Origin of the sequence: Ramlibacter monticola (assembly GCF_016722785.1) — a bacterium.
In the GTDB taxonomy this organism is placed as follows: Bacteria; Pseudomonadota; Gammaproteobacteria; order Burkholderiales; family Burkholderiaceae_C; genus Ramlibacter; species Ramlibacter monticola.
This window is the reverse complement of the sequence record NZ_JAEQNE010000006.1, coordinates 350,098-365,480: the sequence shown is the minus strand read 5'-3', so window position 1 is coordinate 365,480 and position 15,383 is coordinate 350,098. Positions and strand designations below refer to the sequence as shown.

The 15,383-nt window shown below is 71.0% G+C and carries 14 protein-coding genes; all 14 read left to right on the top strand.

What is annotated here, in order from left to right:
• Position 1: 1 nt before the first annotated feature.
• The 14 genes from JJ685_RS22390 (at position 2) to JJ685_RS22325 (ending at position 15,365) form a co-directional block, all read left to right on the top strand.
• On the top strand, positions 2–802 hold the full coding sequence (locus tag JJ685_RS22390) for a cyclase family protein (protein ID WP_201676551.1): 801 nt from the start codon (positions 2–4) through the stop codon (positions 800–802).
• Entirely contained in the window at positions 799–1,527 is a 729-nt protein-coding gene (locus tag JJ685_RS22385; RefSeq protein WP_201676550.1) for an SDR family NAD(P)-dependent oxidoreductase, read from the top strand. Before JJ685_RS22390 ends, JJ685_RS22385 begins: the two co-directional genes overlap by 4 nt.
• A 14-nt stretch (positions 1,528–1,541) precedes the next feature.
• The gene (locus JJ685_RS22380; protein WP_201676549.1) at positions 1,542–2,693 is read left to right on the top strand and encodes an ABC transporter substrate-binding protein; all 1,152 of its coding nucleotides are present in this window, start codon (positions 1,542–1,544) and stop codon (positions 2,691–2,693) included.
• A gap of 5 nt (positions 2,694–2,698) precedes the next feature.
• The gene (locus JJ685_RS22375; RefSeq protein WP_201676548.1) at positions 2,699–3,856 is read left to right on the top strand and encodes an ABC transporter substrate-binding protein; all 1,158 of its coding nucleotides are present in this window, start codon (positions 2,699–2,701) and stop codon (positions 3,854–3,856) included.
• A gap of 138 nt (positions 3,857–3,994) precedes the next feature.
• Positions 3,995–5,047: a branched-chain amino acid ABC transporter permease gene (locus JJ685_RS22370; protein WP_201676547.1), complete on the top strand. Its 1,053-nt coding sequence runs from the start codon at positions 3,995–3,997 to the stop codon at positions 5,045–5,047.
• Positions 5,044–6,927: a branched-chain amino acid ABC transporter ATP-binding protein/permease gene (locus tag JJ685_RS22365; RefSeq protein WP_201676546.1), complete on the top strand. Its 1,884-nt coding sequence runs from the start codon at positions 5,044–5,046 to the stop codon at positions 6,925–6,927. Before JJ685_RS22370 ends, JJ685_RS22365 begins: the two co-directional genes overlap by 4 nt.
• A complete protein-coding gene (locus tag JJ685_RS22360; RefSeq protein WP_201676545.1) occupies positions 6,927–7,658 on the top strand; it encodes an ABC transporter ATP-binding protein in 732 nt (243 codons plus the stop codon). The genes JJ685_RS22365 and JJ685_RS22360 overlap by 1 nt, the downstream gene beginning before the upstream one ends.
• Positions 7,648–9,231, top strand: coding sequence for an ATP-dependent acyl-CoA ligase (locus JJ685_RS22355; protein ID WP_201676544.1), 1,584 nt, complete (start codon positions 7,648–7,650; stop codon positions 9,229–9,231). Before JJ685_RS22360 ends, JJ685_RS22355 begins: the two co-directional genes overlap by 11 nt.
• Positions 9,231–9,662, top strand: coding sequence for an acyl-CoA thioesterase (locus JJ685_RS22350; RefSeq protein WP_201676543.1), 432 nt, complete (start codon positions 9,231–9,233; stop codon positions 9,660–9,662). The genes JJ685_RS22355 and JJ685_RS22350 overlap by 1 nt, the downstream gene beginning before the upstream one ends.
• Before the next feature lie 105 nt (positions 9,663–9,767).
• Complete coding sequence (locus JJ685_RS22345; RefSeq protein ID WP_201676542.1) at positions 9,768–12,125, top strand: bifunctional salicylyl-CoA 5-hydroxylase/oxidoreductase; 2,358 nt, start codon at positions 9,768–9,770, stop codon at positions 12,123–12,125.
• Positions 12,125–12,886 (top strand): SDR family NAD(P)-dependent oxidoreductase, encoded by a 762-nt coding sequence (locus tag JJ685_RS22340; RefSeq protein WP_201676541.1) that lies wholly within the window; start codon positions 12,125–12,127, stop codon positions 12,884–12,886. Before JJ685_RS22345 ends, JJ685_RS22340 begins: the two co-directional genes overlap by 1 nt.
• Before the next feature lie 20 nt (positions 12,887–12,906).
• Positions 12,907–13,767: an enoyl-CoA hydratase family protein gene (locus tag JJ685_RS22335; protein WP_201676540.1), complete on the top strand. Its 861-nt coding sequence runs from the start codon at positions 12,907–12,909 to the stop codon at positions 13,765–13,767.
• Between the two features lies 1 nt (position 13,768).
• A complete protein-coding gene (locus JJ685_RS22330) occupies positions 13,769–14,929 on the top strand; it encodes an acyl-CoA dehydrogenase family protein (RefSeq protein WP_201676539.1) in 1,161 nt (386 codons plus the stop codon).
• Positions 14,930–14,972: 43 nt separating this feature from the next.
• On the top strand, positions 14,973–15,365 hold the full coding sequence (locus JJ685_RS22325; RefSeq protein WP_201676538.1) for a RidA family protein: 393 nt from the start codon (positions 14,973–14,975) through the stop codon (positions 15,363–15,365).
• The last annotated feature ends 18 nt before the right edge of the window (positions 15,366–15,383 follow it).

Sequence of the window (15,383 nt, the reverse complement as noted above, 5' to 3'; positions counted from 1 at the left end):
GATGAAGACACAGGCAGGCGCCGGCGCGCTGGCGGCGATGGCGCTCGCGCTCGCGAGCGGCCGCATCCGCGTCGTGGACCTCACGCAGACGCTCACGCCGGAATTCCCCCAGATCGCGCTGCCGCCCGAGATGGGCCAGTGCTGGCCCTTCCGCATCGAGGAGGTCTCGCGCTACGACGAGCGCGGCCCGGGCTGGTACTGGAACAACTTCTCCTGCGGCGAGCACACCGGCACGCACTTCGACGCCCCGATCCACTGGATCTCCGGCAAGGACCTCCCGAACAACTCGGTGGACACGATCCCGGTGCAGGATTTCGTCGCGCCGGCCTTCGTGATCGACTGCTCCGCCCAGGTGCAGCAGGACCCGGACTACCTGCTCACGGTGGAGGACATCGAGCGCTTCGAGCGCGAGCACGGGCGCATCACGCCCGGCGCCTGGGTGCTGATGCGCACGGACTGGTCCAAGCGCATGGATCCCGAGGCCTACCAGAACTTCGACGAGGCGGGCCAACACACCCCGGGCCCCAGCTCGGAAGCGGTGCAGTTCCTGGTGCAGCAGCGCCAGGTGCTCGGCTTCGGCTCGGAGGCGATCGGCACGGATGCGGGGCAGGGCTACCACCTGCGTCCGCCGTACCCCTGCCATTACTTCATGCACGGCGCCGGCAAGTACGGCCTGCAGTGCCTGACCAACCTGGACCTGCTGCCGCCCACGGGGGCGCTGCTGATCTGCCCGCCCCTGAAGATCCAGAAGGGCAGCGGCAGCCCCTTGCGCGTGCTGGCACTGGTGGAGGAGACGAAATGAGAGCGAACAAGGTCGCCGCCGTCACGGGCGGCAGCGCGGGCATCGGCAAGGTCATCGTCGAGCGCCTGCTGTCCGAGGGTTACGACGTGGTGTCGCTGGCGCGCCGGCGCAGCGGCATCGACCACGCCCGCCTGCACGAAGTGGAGGTGGACCTGACGAACCGCGCCGCGACGAAGCAAGCCGCGGGCGAGGTCGCGCGCCGCTTCGAGCTGACCACGATCGTGCACAACGCCGGCGTGATCCGTCCCGCCCTGCTGCCGGAAGTGCAGCTGGAGGACCTGGACGCGCTGGTGAACCTGCACCTCGGCTCCGCCGTGCTGCTGGCGCAGGCCGCGCTGCCGCACATGCAGGAGCGCCGCTTCGGCCGCATCCTGCTGCTGTCCTCCCGTGCCGCGCTGGGCGCCCAGACGCGCACCAGCTACTCCGCCACCAAGGCCGGCATGCTGGGCATGGCGCGCACCTGGGCGCTGGAACTGGCGCCGCAGGGCATCACGGTCAACGTGGTCGCCCCCGGCCCCGTGCACACCGACATGTTCTACGACGTGATCCCGGCCGGCAGCGAGCGCGAGCAGAAGCTCGCCGCCTCCATCCCGGTCGGTCGCATCGGCGAGCCGGAAGACGTCGCCCGCAGCGTGTCCTTCTTCATCCAGCCGGAGGCCGGCTTCATCACCGGCCAGGTCCTGTACGTCTGCGGGGGCGCCAGCCTCGGCAGCCTTTCGCTTTGAACCAGAGGAGACCCATGAAAGCCTTCAAGCAGTTCGCCGCCGTCGCCCTGGGCGCGGCCTTCGCGTTCAACACCCTGGCCGCCGACCTGAAGGTCGGTTTCATCACCTCGCAGTCGGGCCCCGTCTCCTCCCTGGGCATCCCGTACGGCAAGGGCATCCAGGCCGGCGCCGCCTACAAGTCCACCATCGGCGGGCGCAAGGTGCAGCTGATCCAGCTGGACGACGCCTCCGACCCGTCCACCGCCGCGCGCAACGCCCGCAAGCTGATCGACGAGGACAAGGTCGACGTGATCATCGGCACGGCGGGCTCGCCCGGCGCGCTGGCCATCGCCGCCGTGGCGCGCGAGACGAAGACGCCGCTGATCTCCATCGCCAATGCCAACCTGCCCGGTCCCGACGGGGAGTGGATGGTCACGCTGCCGCAGCCCGCGCCCCTGATGGTCAGTGCCATCGTCGAGCGCATGAAGAAGAGCGGCGTCAAGACGGTCGGCTACATCGGCTTCTCGGATGCCTGGGGCGACCTGGTGTACGACTCGCTGGTGCCCGCGGCCAAGGCGGCCGGCATCCAGGTGGTGACCAACGAGCGCTACGCCCGCGGCGACACCTCGGTCACGGGCCAGGTGCTCAAAATCGTGGCCGCGCGCCCGGACGCGGTGCTGACCGGCACCTCCGGCACGCCCGGCGCGCTGCCTTACCGCGCGCTCGCCGAGCGCGGCTGGAAGGGCCAGATCTACGGCACGCACGCCCTCATCAACCCCGAGTTCGTGCGCGTGGGCGGCTCCTCGGTGGAAGGCCTGCTGGCGCCCACCGGCCCGGTGATCGTGGCGGAGCAGCTGCCGGCGAACAACCCGGTGCGCAAGGTGGCGCTGGACTACCGCGCGGCCTATGAAAAGGCCAACGGCGCTGCCCCGACCGATGCCTTCTCCGCCTATTCGTTCGACGCCTGGCTGCTGTTCGAAAGCGCCGCGCAGCGCGCCCTGGCCAGCAAGGCGGAGCCGGGCTCGCCCCAGTTCCGCGTCGCGCTGCGCGATGCGATCGTCAGCACCAGGGAGCTGGTGGGAACGCACGGCGTCTACAACTTCAAGCCGGACAACCGCTACGGGTCCGACGAGCGCTCGCGCGTCATCGTGAAGCTGGAAAAGGGTCAATGGAAGCTGGAGCAGTAAGCTACATGAATCGCATCGCTGTACGCCTCGCCGGCCTGGCGCTGGGCACCGTGGTGGGCGCCCAGGCGCTCGCCGCGGACATCAAGGTCGGCTTCATCACCTCGCTGTCGGGCCCCGTGTCCGCGCTGGGCATCCCCTACCACAAGGGGATCCAGGCGGCGCAGCAGTACAAGGCCACGGTGGCCGGCCGCAACGTGCAGTTGCTGGTGCTGGACGACGCGTCCGACCCCACGGTCGCGGCGCGCAACGCGCGCAAGCTGGTGACCGAGGACCACGTCGACGTGCTGATCGGCACGTCCGGCGTGCCGGGCGCGCTGGCCATCGCCGCCGTGGCGCGCGAGACCGGCACGCCGCTGATCTCGCCGACCCCGGTGAGCGTGCCCGCGAACGACAACGGCTGGACGGTGACGGTCTCCCAGCCGTTCCCGCTCATGGTCGCCGCCGTGGTGGACAAGATGAAGGCCGCCGGCGTGAAGCGCGTGGCCTTCATCGGCTTCTCCGACGCCCTGGGCGATCTCGCCTACGACTCGCTGGTGAAGGCGGCCCAGCCGGCCGGCATCGAGGTGATCGCCAACGAGCGCTATGCGCGAGGCGACAGCTCGGTGGCCGGCCAGGTGCTGAAGATCGTGGCGGCGCGCCCCGACGCGGTGTTCGCCGGCAACTCCGGCACGCCAGGGGCCCTGCCGTACCTGGCGCTCGCCGAGCGCGGCTACAAGGGCCAGATCTACGGCACGCACGGCCTGATCACCGCGGACTTCGTGCGCGTCGCCGGCACGGCCGCCAACAACCTGATGGTTCCGAGCGGCCCGGTGATGGTGGCGGACCAGCTGCCCGCCGAGAGTCCCGTGCGCAAGATCGCGCTGGACTACCGCGCCGCCTACCAGAAGGCGCACGGGGCGCAGCCGGTGGACGCTTTCTCGGCCTACACCTTCGATGCCTGGCTGGTGTTCGCCGACGCCGCCGCGCGCGCCGCCAAGGCCGGCAAGGCGGAGCCGGGCACGCCGCAGTTCCGCCAGGCCCTGCGCGACGCCATCGCGCAGACGCACGAACTCGCTGGCACGCACGGGATCTTCAACTTCAAGCCGAACGATCCTTACGGCCTGGACCGGCGCTCGGCCGTCGTGATCCGCCTGGACAAGGCGCAGTGGAGGCTGGCGCCCTGAGCGCCCGCCGGGAGCACCGGATGGTGGTGGGAACCTACGGCGTCTACAACTTCAAGCCGGGCAGCCTGTATGGCGTGGACGAGCGCGCGCGCGTGATCGTCAAGCTCGATAACGGCCAATGGAAACTGGTACCTTGACATGACCTGGGACGTCGCACTCATCCTCGGCATCGACGGCGTAGCCAACGGGGCGGTGTACCTGTTGGCGGGCCTCGGCCTCGTTCTCATCTTTTCCGTCACGCGGGTGGTGTTCGTCCCCTTCGGCGACGTCGCGGCCTTCGCCGCCCTGAGCCTGGCGGCCTTCGAAGCCGGCAAGCAGCCGGCGACGATCGCCCTGGTGCTCACGCTGGCCCTGCTCGCCGTGGTTGCGGAATGCGTGACGCTCCTGCGCCGCGGCGAGGCGGCGCGCATCCCGCGCGCCATCCTGGGCTGGGGCGTGCTTCCGGCGCTGCCCTGCGCGCTGGCCTGGGCCGCTTCGGGCCAGCAGCTGCCCCATGCGGTGTTCATCGTGAGCGCGATCCTGCTGGTGGTGCCGATCACGCCGCTGGTGGCGCGCGTGGCGCTGCAGCCGATCGCGGATGCGTCCGTGCTGGTGCTGCTGATCGCGTCGCTGGCGCTGCACTTCCTGCTGTCCGGACTGGGCCTGCTGTTCTTCGGGCCCGAGGGTTCGCGCACCGCGCCGCTGGCCGAAGGGGCCTTCACGCTGGGGAGCTTCTCGGTCACGGCGCAGGTGGTGCTGATGGTGGTCTCGGCACTCGTCCTCAGCGGCCTGTTCTTCCTGGCCTTCGAGCGCACGGCGGTGGGCAAGTCGCTGCGCGCCACGGCGGTCAACCGTGTGGGCGCCCGCCTGGTGGCGATCCGGCCGGCCCGCACGGCCCTGCTGGCCTATACCTTCGCCTCGCTGCTGGCCGGCCTGATCGGCGTGCTGGTCGCCCCGGTGATGACCATGTACTACGACTCGGGCTTCCTGATCGGCCTGAAGGCCCTCGTCGCCGCGATCATCGGCGGCCTGCTCAGCTACCCGCTGACGGCCGTCGGCGCGCTGGCGGTGGGCGTGGTGGAGGCCTTCGGCTCGTTCTGGAGCGGCGCGCTCAAGGACGTGATCGTGTTCAGCCTGCTGGTGCCGGTGCTGATGCTGCGCTCCGCGCTGACGCGCCATCCCGAAGAAGAGGTGGAGGAAATCGAGGCATGACGCAGGATCGTCGACAGCTCGCGCTGGTTGCGACCGTGGTGGCCGGGGTGGCGATCGCCCCGGCCCTGCTGGGCAACTTCGGCGTGAGCCTCCTGAATGACATCGGCATCGGCGCCCTGGTGGCGCTGGGGCTCGTGCTGCTCACGGGCGTGGGCGGCGCCACCTCCTTCGGCCAGGCCGCCTTCGTCGGCATCGCTGCCTATGCGAGCGCCTGGCTCACCACCAAGCAGGGCATGTCGCCCTGGATCGGCCTGCTGTTCGCGCTGGGGCTCACGGGCACGGCGGCGCTGGTGATCGGCTCGCTGACGCTGCGCCTGGGCGGGCACTTCCTGCCGCTGTCCACCATCGCCTGGGGACTGTCGATCGCGCTGCTGTTCGGCAACGTGGATGCGCTCGGCCGCCACACGGGCCTGTCCAACATCCCGCCGCTGCACCTCGCGGGCTGGTCGCTGGCCGACCCGCGCGCGATGTACTACCTGATCTGGGCCATCGTGGGGCTGGCCTTCCTGTTCTCGCACAACGTGCTGCAGTCCCGCAGCGGCCGCGCCATCCGCAGCCTGCGCGGGGGCAGCATCCTGATGGCGAGCGTGGGCGCGGACGCGTTCCGCGTGCGGCTGGCGCTGTTCGTCATGGCCGCCCTGCTCGCGGGGGTGGCGGGCTGGTTGTACGCCCACATGAACCGCTTCGTCAGCCCGTCTCCTTTCGACGTGCGCGCCAGCATCGAATTCCTGCTGATGGCGGTCGCCGGCGGCCTGGGGCACCTGGGCGGCGCCATCGTCGGCGCGGCGGCGGTGCTGGTCATGAAGAACGGCCTGCAGGACGTGCTGCCGCTGCTCACCACGCGCGCCGGCCAGCTCGAGGCCGTGGCCTTCGCCGTGCTGTTCCTGCTGCTGCTGCACTACGCGCGAGGCGGCGTGATGGGCTTCGTGGCGCGCTGGACGCGTGGCCGCTTCGCTCCCTCCGCACCGCTGGCGCTGCCGGCCGCCGAGCCGCTGCCGCGGCGGACGCTGCCCGCGCGCGGGCAGCCGCTGCTGTCGGTGCGCGGTGCGGTGAAGCGCTTCGGCGGCCTGATCGCCGTGAACGAGGTGAGCTTCGACGTGCGCGCCGGCGAGATCGTCGGCCTGATCGGGCCCAACGGGGCCGGCAAGTCGACGATGTTCAACCTGGTCACCGGCGCGGCGGCGCTGACGCGTGGCGAGGTGCACTTCCTGGGGCAGGACGTGACGGGCCTGGCGCAGCGGCAGATCGCCAGCCGCGGCATGGCGCGCACCTTCCAGCACGTGAAGCTGCGTCCGCACATGAGCCTGCTGGACAACGTCGCCCTGGGCGCCCACGGCCGGACCCGCGCGGGCATGCTGGCCGCGGGCCTGCGCCTGGACCGTGGCGAAGAAGCGCAGATCCTCGCCGAAGCGCATCGGCAACTGGCCCGCATCGGGCTGGCCGGGCGCGCGCACGAACTGGCGGGAAGCCTGCCCCTCGGCACGCAGCGCATCCTGGAGATCGCCCGCGCGCTGGCGGCCGACCCGGTGCTGCTGGTGCTGGACGAGCCGGCCGCCGGCCTGCGGCGCAAGGAGAAGCAGGAGCTCGGCGAGCTGCTGCGCAAGCTGCGCGCCGAGGGCGTGACGATCCTGATCGTCGAACACGACATGGATTTCGTGATGAAGCTGGTCGACCGGCTGGTGGTCATGAATTTCGGCTCCAAGCTGACCGAGGGCCTGCCGGCGGAGGTCCGGGCCAATCCCGAGGTGCAGGCCGCGTACCTGGGCGGCAGCGTGATCGCCGCGGCGCCGCGCGCCGGCAAGAGCGTCGCCTCGCCGACGGAAGTGTCCGCCGGGGCGGCCATGGAGCAGCCGCGCAGGGTCGCGGCGGGAGGGATGTGATGGGCGCGCCCATGCTGGAAATCGGGGACCTGCACGTCGGCTACGGGCAGGTGGAGGCGGTGCGGGGCGTGTCCCTGACGCTGGACGCGGGCGAGATCGTCTCGGTGATCGGGCCGAACGGCGCGGGCAAGTCGACCCTGCTGGGTGCCGCCATGGGCCTGCTGCCCTCGAAGGGCAAGCTGTGCTTCGAGGGCGAGGACCTGCACGAACTGGAAGTCGAGGAGCGCGTCGAGCGGGGCCTGTGCCTGGTGCCGGAAAAGCGCGAGCTGTTCGGCGAGCTGACCGTGCTGGACAACCTGATGCTCGGCGCCTTCCCGAAGAAGCTGCGCGGCGCCGCGCTGAAGAGCCGGCTGGAGTTCGTCTACGACCGCTTCCCCCGCCTGGGCGAGCGGCGGGCCCAGCGGGCCGACACGCTCTCCGGCGGCGAGCGCCAGATGCTGGCCCTGGGCCGTGCCCTGATGTCCTCGCCCCGTCTCATGATGCTGGACGAACCGAGCCTGGGGCTCGCGCCGCTGATCGTGCAGGAGATCCTCACCTTCGTGCGCAGCCTGCGCGGGGAGGGCGTTTCGGTGCTGCTGGTGGAGCAGAACGCGCACGCCGCGCTCCTCAGCTCGGACCACGGCTACGTGCTGGAGACCGGGGAGATCGCCCTGAGCGGCGCCTCGGACGTCCTGATCAACGATCCGCGGGTGCAGGCCACCTACCTCGGGGGCGACGCGGATGAAGACTGAGTGGCTGCTGCCGCCGGCGCAGCGCACCCTTCCGGCGCTGCTGCGCCGCCAGGCGAGCCGGTTCGGCGAGCGGCCCTGCGTCGCGCTCCCCGGTGGCGAGTGGCGGCACGGCGAACTGGCGACGGTGGCGGCGCGCCGCGCGGGGGCGCTGCAGGCGGCCGGCGTGCAGCGCGGCGACCGCGTGGCCGTGATGTGCGGCAATCGCGCCGAGTTCCTGGAGACGGTGCTGGCCTGCGGCTGGATGGGCGCCGTGGCGGTGCCGGTCAACAGCGCCTCCATGGGGCCGCAGATCGAATACCTGCTGGCGGACAGCGGGGCGCGCCTGCTGGTGATGGAGAACCTCTTCGTCGAGCGGCTGCGGATGGCGGACCTGGACCGCACGACGCTCGAGTCCGTGTGGGTGGTCGGCGAGGGCAGCAGCGCGGCCGGCGGCATCGAAGCCCGCGTGCGCTTGCACGCCTGGCCCGCGCCCGGCGAGGCGGTGGAAGCGGCGGACGTGCTTCCTTCCGACACCCTGGCGATCCTCTACACCTCCGGCACGACGGGGCCGTCCAAGGGCGTGCTGTGCCCGCACGCCCAGTACTACTGGTGGGGCGTGCACAGCGCCGACGTGCTGGACCTGCGCGGCGACGACGTGCTGTGCACGACGCTGCCGCTGTTCCACGTCAACGCGCTCAACACCTTCGCGCAGGCGTCGGTCACCGGCTGCCGCGTGCAGTTCCTGGAGAAGTTCTCCGCCTCGGGCTTCTGGCCCGCGATGGCGGACAGCGGGGCCACGGTCGTCTACCTGCTGGGCGCCATGGTCCCCATCCTGCTGGCGCAGGCGCCCGGCCCGGCGGAACGCGCGCACCGCGTGCGGCTGGGCCTCGGCCCGGGCGTTCCCGAGGCGGCCGGCACCGCCTTCCGCGAGCGCACCGGCGTGCCGCTGCTGGAAGGCTACGGCTCCACCGAGACGAACTTCGTCATCGCCACCCGGCCCGATTCGCCCCGGCAGGGCGTCATGGGCTGGGTGCGCGCCGGCTTCGACGCCCGGGTCGTGGACGAGGCCGACAACGAGCTGCCGCCCGGCGAGGCCGGCGAACTCGTGCTGCGCGCCGACGCGCCCTTCGCCTTCGCGACCGGCTACTTCGGCCAGCCCGGCAAGACGGTGGAGGCCTGGCGCAACCTCTGGTTCCACACCGGCGACCGCGTCGTGCGCGACGCCGACGGCGCCTTCCGCTTCGTGGACCGCATCAAGGATGCGATCCGCCGCCGCGGCGAGAACATCTCCTCGTGGGAGGTGGAGCAGGTGCTGACCATGCATCCCGCCGTCGGGGCCGCCGCGGTCTATCCGGTGCGTTCCGAACTGGCCGAGGACGAGGTCATGGCGGCGGTGACGGCGCGCGAGGGCGCGATGCTGGCGCCGGCCGAACTGGCGGCATTCTGCGAGGGGCGGCTGCCCAGGTTCGCGATCCCGCGCTTCATCGACATCGTCGCGGAGCTGCCACGCACGGAGAACGGCAAGGTGCAGAAGTACAAGCTGCGCGAGCGGGGCATCCCGCCCGGTTGTTGGGACCGCGGGGCGAGGGCGTGATGCGCAGCTTCCGCACCGAGCGGCGCATCCGCTTTTCCGACTGCGATCCCGCCGGGATCGTGTTCTATCCGCAGTACTTCGTGCTGTTCAACGGGGCGATGGAGGACTGGGTCGATGCCCTGGGGGTCGGCTTCGCCGACCTCGTCACCCGGCGCCGCATCGGCCTGCCGAGCGTCCACATCGAGGCCGACTTCCAGGCCCCGAGCCGGGTCGGCGATGCCGTCCACCTGCTGCTCGAGGTGGAGCGGCTGGGCAGCCGCTCCCTCACCCTGGACTGGCGCTGCGTGGCCGCCAGGGACGGCGAAGTCCGCATGCGCATGCGGCAGGTCGTCGTCACTACCTCGCTCGAGACGCACCGCGCCGTCGCCATCCCCCCGGACCTGCGCGCCGCCATCGAAGGCGACGGGCCGTCCCTGCCGAGCCACACCTGAGGGTTTCCCCGCAGCTTGCCAGTCGGGGAAGCTCGCCCTAGAATTGTTTAACCCTAAACAAATGATTATTCATCTAACTGTCGCAACTGCGGGAAGGAGCGTCCCTTGAAGATCGTCTGCATCGGTGGCGGCCCCTCGGGCCTGTACTTCGCCCTGTTGATGAAGAAACAGGATCCACGCCACGAAGTCATCGTGGTCGAGCGCAACCGTCCCTACGACACCTTCGGCTGGGGCGTCGTGTTCTCGGACCAGACCCTGGGCAACCTGCAGCTCGCCGACGCCCCCACGGCGGAGAAGATCCTCGATGCGTTCAACCACTGGGACGACATCGAGATCAACATCGAGGGCAACAGGATGCGCTCCGGCGGCCACGGCTTCTGCGGCATCGGCCGCAAGCGCCTGCTGAACATCCTGCAGGAGCGCTGCGAGGAGCTGGGCGTCAAGCTGGTGTTCGAGACCGACGTGCAGGACGACACCGACTACCCGGACGCCGACCTGATCATCGCCAGCGACGGCCTCAACAGCCGCTTCCGCACCAAGTACGCCGAAACCTACCAGCCCGACATCGACACGCGCCGCTGCCGCTTCGTCTGGCTCGGCACGCACAAGCTGTTCGACGCCTTCACCTTCGCCTTCGAGAAGACGCAGTGGGGCTGGTTCCAGGCCCACGCCTACCGCTTCGACGACCACACCTCCACCTTCATCGTCGAGACGCCCGACGAGGTCTGGCAGGCCGCCGGCCTCGACAAGATGGACAAGGACGAATCCATCGCCTTCTGCGAGAAGCTGTTCGGCAAGTATCTGGACGGCCACCGCCTGATGTCCAATGCGGCGCACCTGCGCGGCTCGGCCCAGTGGATCCGCTTCCCGCGCGTGGTCTGCAAGCGCTGGGTGCACCACAACGGCCGCGCGCCCGTGGTCCTGATGGGCGACGCCGCCCACACCGCGCACTTCTCCATCGGCTCCGGCACGAAGCTGGGCTTCGAGGATGCGATCGAGCTGGCGCGCTGCATCGCGAAGAACCCGGCCGAACTCGGCCAGGCCCTGAACGACTACGAGGCCGAGCGCAGCGTGGGCGTGCTGCGCATCCAGAACGCCGCGCGCAACTCCACCGAGTGGTTCGAGAACGTCGACCGCTACGTGGGCCTGCCGCCGGCGCAGTTCGCCTACTCGCTGCTCACGCGCAGCCAGCGCATCAGCCACGAGAACCTGCGCCTGCGCGACAAGGCCTACGTGGAAGCCTACGAGGACTGGATGGCCGTGCGCGCCGGCGTGGAGCGCCATCCGCAGCAGATGCCGATCCCGCCGATGTTCACGCCCTTCACGGTGCGCGGCACGACGCTGAAGAACCGCGTGCTGGTCTCGCCGATGGCGCAGTACTCCTGCGTGGACGGCATGCCGGCCGACTACCACCTCGTGCACCTGGGGGCGCGCGCCATGGGCGGCGCCGGCATGGTGATGGTGGAGATGACCTGCCCCTCGCCGGATGCCCGCATCACCCCCGGATGCCCCGGCATCTGGAGCGACGCCCAGCGCGACGGCTGGAAGCGCATCGTCGATTACGTGCACACGAACTCCGACGCCAAGATCGGCCTGCAGATCGGGCATGCCGGCGCCAAGGGCGCGACGCGCGTGGCCTGGGAAGGCATCGACCAGCCGCTGGAGCAGGGCGCCTGGCCGCTGATCTCCGCCTCGCCGCAGCAGTACCTGGACGGCGTCAGCCAGTGGTCGCGCGCCATGAGCCGCGCCGACATGGACCGCGTGCGCGACGACTTCGTGGCCGGCGCGCGGCGCGCGGCGCAGGCCGGCTTCGACTGGCTGGAGCTGCACTGCGCCCACGGCTACCTGCTGTCCTCCTTCATCTCGCCGCTGACCAACCAGCGCACCGACCAGTACGGCGGCTCGCTGGAGAACCGGCTGCGCTATCCGCTGGAGGTGTTCAAGGCCGTGCGCGCCGCCTGGCCGAGCCACCTGCCGATGTCGGTGCGGATCTCCGCGCACGACTGGGTCGAGGGCGGCATCACGCCCGACGATGCCGTCCAGATCGCGCGCGCCTTCAAGAGCGCCGGCGCCGACCTGATCGACTGCTCTTCCGGCCAGGTGAGCAAGCAGGAACAGCCGGTCTACGGCCGCATGTTCCAAACGCCGTTCGCCGACCGCATCCGCAACGAGGCCGGCATCGCCACCATCGCGGTCGGCGCCATCTCGGAGGCGGACCACGTCAACAGCATCATCGCGGCCGGCCGCGCGGACCTCTGCGCGGTGGCGCGGCCGCATCTGGCCAACCCCGCGTGGACGCTGATGGAAGCCGCGAAGATCGGCTACCTCGATCTCGCCTGGCCCAAGCAGTACCGCTCGGCCAAGATGCAGCTGGAACGCAACCTGGAGCGCGAGCGCGCTGCCGCCAGCCAGGCCGCCGGCCTCACGGCGCTGCAGCAGGCGAACAGCGCGATGGGCGCCTGATGCTGCAGGGCCGGCACGCCCTCGTCACCGGCGCGGCGCGCGGCATCGGCGCCGCCATCGCGCGCACGCTCGCCGAGGAGGGCGCGTCGCTGACGCTGCTGGGGCGCAACGAGGCGGCGCTGCAGGCGCTCGCCGCGCAGCTTCCGGGGCGTCACGGCATCGCCGTCGCCGACGTGGCCGACCCGCAGCAGGTCGGCGCCGCGTTCGCGCGGGCCCATGCCGAGCGGGGCGCGCTGCATGTCCTCGTGAACAACGCGGGCCAGGCGGAGAGCGCGCCCCTGCTCAAGACCAGCGTGGAGCTGTGGCAGCGCATGCTGGCCGTCAACCTCACGGGCACCTTCCTCTGTTCGCAGGCCGCGCTGCCGCAGATGCTGGCGGCCGGCGGCGGCCGCATCGTGAACATCGCCAGCACGGCGGCCCAGAAGGGCTATGCCTACGTCAGCGCGTACGTCGCCGCCAAGCACGGCGTGCTGGGGCTCACCCGCGCGCTGGCGCTGGAGGTGGCGAAGAAGGGCATCACCGTGAACGCGGTGTGTCCCGGCTACACCGAAACAGACATCCTGCGCGAGAGCGTGGCCAACGTGGTGGCCAAGACCGGCCGCAGCGAGGCGGAGGCGCTGGCGGAGTTCGCCAGGGGCAATCCGCAGCAGCGCATCGTGCACCCCCGGGAAGTGGCCGACGCCGTGCGCTGGCTGTGCGGCGACGGCGCTTCCGCGATCACCGGGCAGGCCATCTCGGTCTCCGGTGGCGAAGTGATGTGAACAAACCAGGGAACCAGACCATGGACGACAAGGACACGCGGGTCGACCCCGCCCTGCTGGCGGGCAACCGCCGCCCCGCCGCGGGCTACCGTGCCACCCACTTCCTGTGGGAAGTGAAGGAAGGCGTGGCCACGGTCACGCTGAACCGCCCGGAACGCAAGAACCCGCTCACCTTCGACTCGTACGCGGAGCTGCGCGACCTGTTCCGGCAACTGAAGTACGCCGACGACGTGAAGGCCGTGGTGGTGCAGGGCGCCGGCGGCAACTTCTGCTCCGGCGGCGACGTGCACGAGATCATCGGCCCGCTGGTGAAGCTGAAGGCGCCGGAACTGCTGATGTTCACGCGCATGACCGGCGACCTGGTCAACGCGATGCGGCAGTGCCCGCAGCCGATCGTGGCGGCGGTCGACGGCGTCTGCGCCGGCGCCGGCGCGATCGTCGCCATGGCGTCCGACCTGCGGATCGGCACGGCCCGCAGCAAGACCGCCTTCCTGTTCAACCGCGTCGGCCTGGCCGGCTGCGACATGGGCGCCTGCGCCATGCTGCCGCGCATCATCGGCCAGGGCCGTGCCGGCGAGCTGCTCTACACGGGGCGCGCGCTGGGTGGCGAAGAGGGCGAGCGCTGGGGTTTCTTCAACCGGCTCGCCGCGCCCGAGGCCCTGGCGCACGAAGCGCAGACCCTGGCCCGCCAGCTGGTCGAAGGCCCCAGCTTCGCCAACGGCATCACCAAGACCATGCTGCACCAGGAATGGGCCATGACGATCGAGCAAGCCATCGAGGCCGAGGCGCAGGCGCAGGCCCTGTGCATGCTGGCGCAGGACTTCAACCGCGCCTACGAAGCCTTCGTGGCCAAGCAGAAGCCTCGCTTCGAGGGCAACTGAGATGCAGCGCGAACACCTGGACTGGCCCTTCTTCGAGCCGCGGCACCGCGATCTCGAACAGGCGCTGGAGCCCTGGGCCGCCGCCCAGGTCCGCGACGTGCACGGCGACGACGTCGATGCCGACTGCCGCCGCCTCGTCCGCATGCTCGGCGCCGCCGGCTGGCTGTCGCACGCCGTGGCCGGGCGGCAGTACGGCGGCGCGGCGGACGTCATCGACACCCGCTCCATCTGCCTGCTGCGCGAAACGCTGGCGCGCCACAACGGCCTGGCGGACTTCGCCTTCGCCATGCAGGGCCTGGGCTCCGGCGCGATCAGCCTCGCCGGCAGCGAGGCCCAGAAGGCGCAGTGGCTGCCCAGGGTGGCCCGCGGCGAGGCGATCTCCGCCTTCGCGCTGTCGGAGCCGGATGCGGGCTCCGACGTGGCGGCCATGCAATGCGCGGCGCGCGCCGAGGGGGGGGACTACGTCCTCGACGGCGAGAAGACCTGGATCTCCAACGGCGGCATCGCCGACCTGTACGTGGTCTTCGCGCGCACCGGCGAGGCGCCGGGCGCGCGCGGCATCAGCGCCTTCATCGTCGAAGCCGGCACGCCGGGCTTCGAGATCGCCGAGCGCATCGAGGTGATCGCGCCGCACCCGCTGGCGCGCCTGCGCTTCAGCGACTGCCGCATTCCCGCTGCGAACCGGATCGGCGCCGCCGGCGAGGGCTTCAAGGTCGCGATGCGCACGCTGGACGTGTTCCGCACTTCCGTGGCCGCCGCCGCCCTGGGCTTCGCCCGCCGCGCGATGGAGGAGGCGCTGCAGCACGCCACCTCCCGCAGGATGTTCAACGGCACGCTGGCCGACTTCCAGCTCACGCAGGCCAAGCTGGCCCAGATGGCGACCACCATCGACGCGTCCGCGCTCCTGACCTACCGCGCTGCCTGGCAGCGCGACCAGGGCCGCGCCGTCACCCGGGAGGCCGCCATGGCCAAGATGACCGCCACCGAGGGCGCGCAGCAGGTGATCGACGCCGCCGTGCAGATGTTCGGCGGCCTGGGCGTGCGCAGCGGCATGCCCGTGGAGCGTCTCTACCGCGAGATCCGCAGCCTGCGCATCTACGAAGGCGCGACCGAGGTCCAGCAGCTGATCATCGCCCGCGAACTGTTGAAGGCGGGCCGCTGAGCGCGGCGCGCCACCGAGATATCAAACCATCCGAGGAACCCCGATGCAAGTGCTTCTCCCCGCCGGCTGGCCCCGTCCCAAGGGCTACGCGAACGGCGTCACCGTCACCGGCCGCCAGGTCTACATCGCCGGCATGATCGGCTGGGACGCCCAGGGCGTGTTCCACACCGACGATTTCGCCGGCCAGGCGCAGCAGGCGCTGCAGAACATCGTCGACGTGCTGCGCGAAGCCGGCGGCCGGCCGGAGCACATCGTGCGCATGACCTGGTACGTCACCGACAAGCGCGAGTACCTGGCCGCCGGCCGCGACGTGGGCCGCGCCTTCCGCGAGATCATCGGCAGTTACAACGCCGCGATGACCGCCGTGGAAGTGACGGCGCTGATGGAGGACCGCGCGAAGGTGGAGATCGAGGCCACGGCGGTGATCCCCGAGTAGGTCCCGGGTGCGCCCCCG

Bases quoted from the DNA above. Each gene is read 5' to 3' on its own strand.
- JJ685_RS22375 (WP_201676548.1), top strand. From the start codon at position 2,699: ATGAATCGCATCGCTGTACGCCTCGCCGGCCTGGCGCTGGGCACCGTG.
- JJ685_RS22350 (WP_201676543.1), top strand. From the start codon at position 9,231: ATGCGCAGCTTCCGCACCGAGCGGCGCATCCGCTTTTCCGACTGCGAT.
- JJ685_RS22370 (WP_201676547.1), top strand. From the start codon at position 3,995: ATGACCTGGGACGTCGCACTCATCCTCGGCATCGACGGCGTAGCCAAC.
- JJ685_RS22330 (WP_201676539.1), top strand. From the start codon at position 13,769: ATGCAGCGCGAACACCTGGACTGGCCCTTCTTCGAGCCGCGGCACCGC.
- JJ685_RS22390 (WP_201676551.1), top strand. From the start codon at position 2: ATGAAGACACAGGCAGGCGCCGGCGCGCTGGCGGCGATGGCGCTCGCG.
- JJ685_RS22380 (WP_201676549.1), top strand. From the start codon at position 1,542: ATGAAAGCCTTCAAGCAGTTCGCCGCCGTCGCCCTGGGCGCGGCCTTC.
- JJ685_RS22360 (WP_201676545.1), top strand. From the start codon at position 6,927: ATGGGCGCGCCCATGCTGGAAATCGGGGACCTGCACGTCGGCTACGGG.
- JJ685_RS22335 (WP_201676540.1), top strand. From the start codon at position 12,907: ATGGACGACAAGGACACGCGGGTCGACCCCGCCCTGCTGGCGGGCAAC.
- JJ685_RS22385 (WP_201676550.1), top strand. From the start codon at position 799: ATGAGAGCGAACAAGGTCGCCGCCGTCACGGGCGGCAGCGCGGGCATC.
- JJ685_RS22325 (WP_201676538.1), top strand. From the start codon at position 14,973: ATGCAAGTGCTTCTCCCCGCCGGCTGGCCCCGTCCCAAGGGCTACGCG.
- JJ685_RS22365 (WP_201676546.1), top strand. From the start codon at position 5,044: ATGACGCAGGATCGTCGACAGCTCGCGCTGGTTGCGACCGTGGTGGCC.
- JJ685_RS22355 (WP_201676544.1), top strand. From the start codon at position 7,648: ATGAAGACTGAGTGGCTGCTGCCGCCGGCGCAGCGCACCCTTCCGGCG.
- JJ685_RS22340 (WP_201676541.1), top strand. From the start codon at position 12,125: ATGCTGCAGGGCCGGCACGCCCTCGTCACCGGCGCGGCGCGCGGCATC.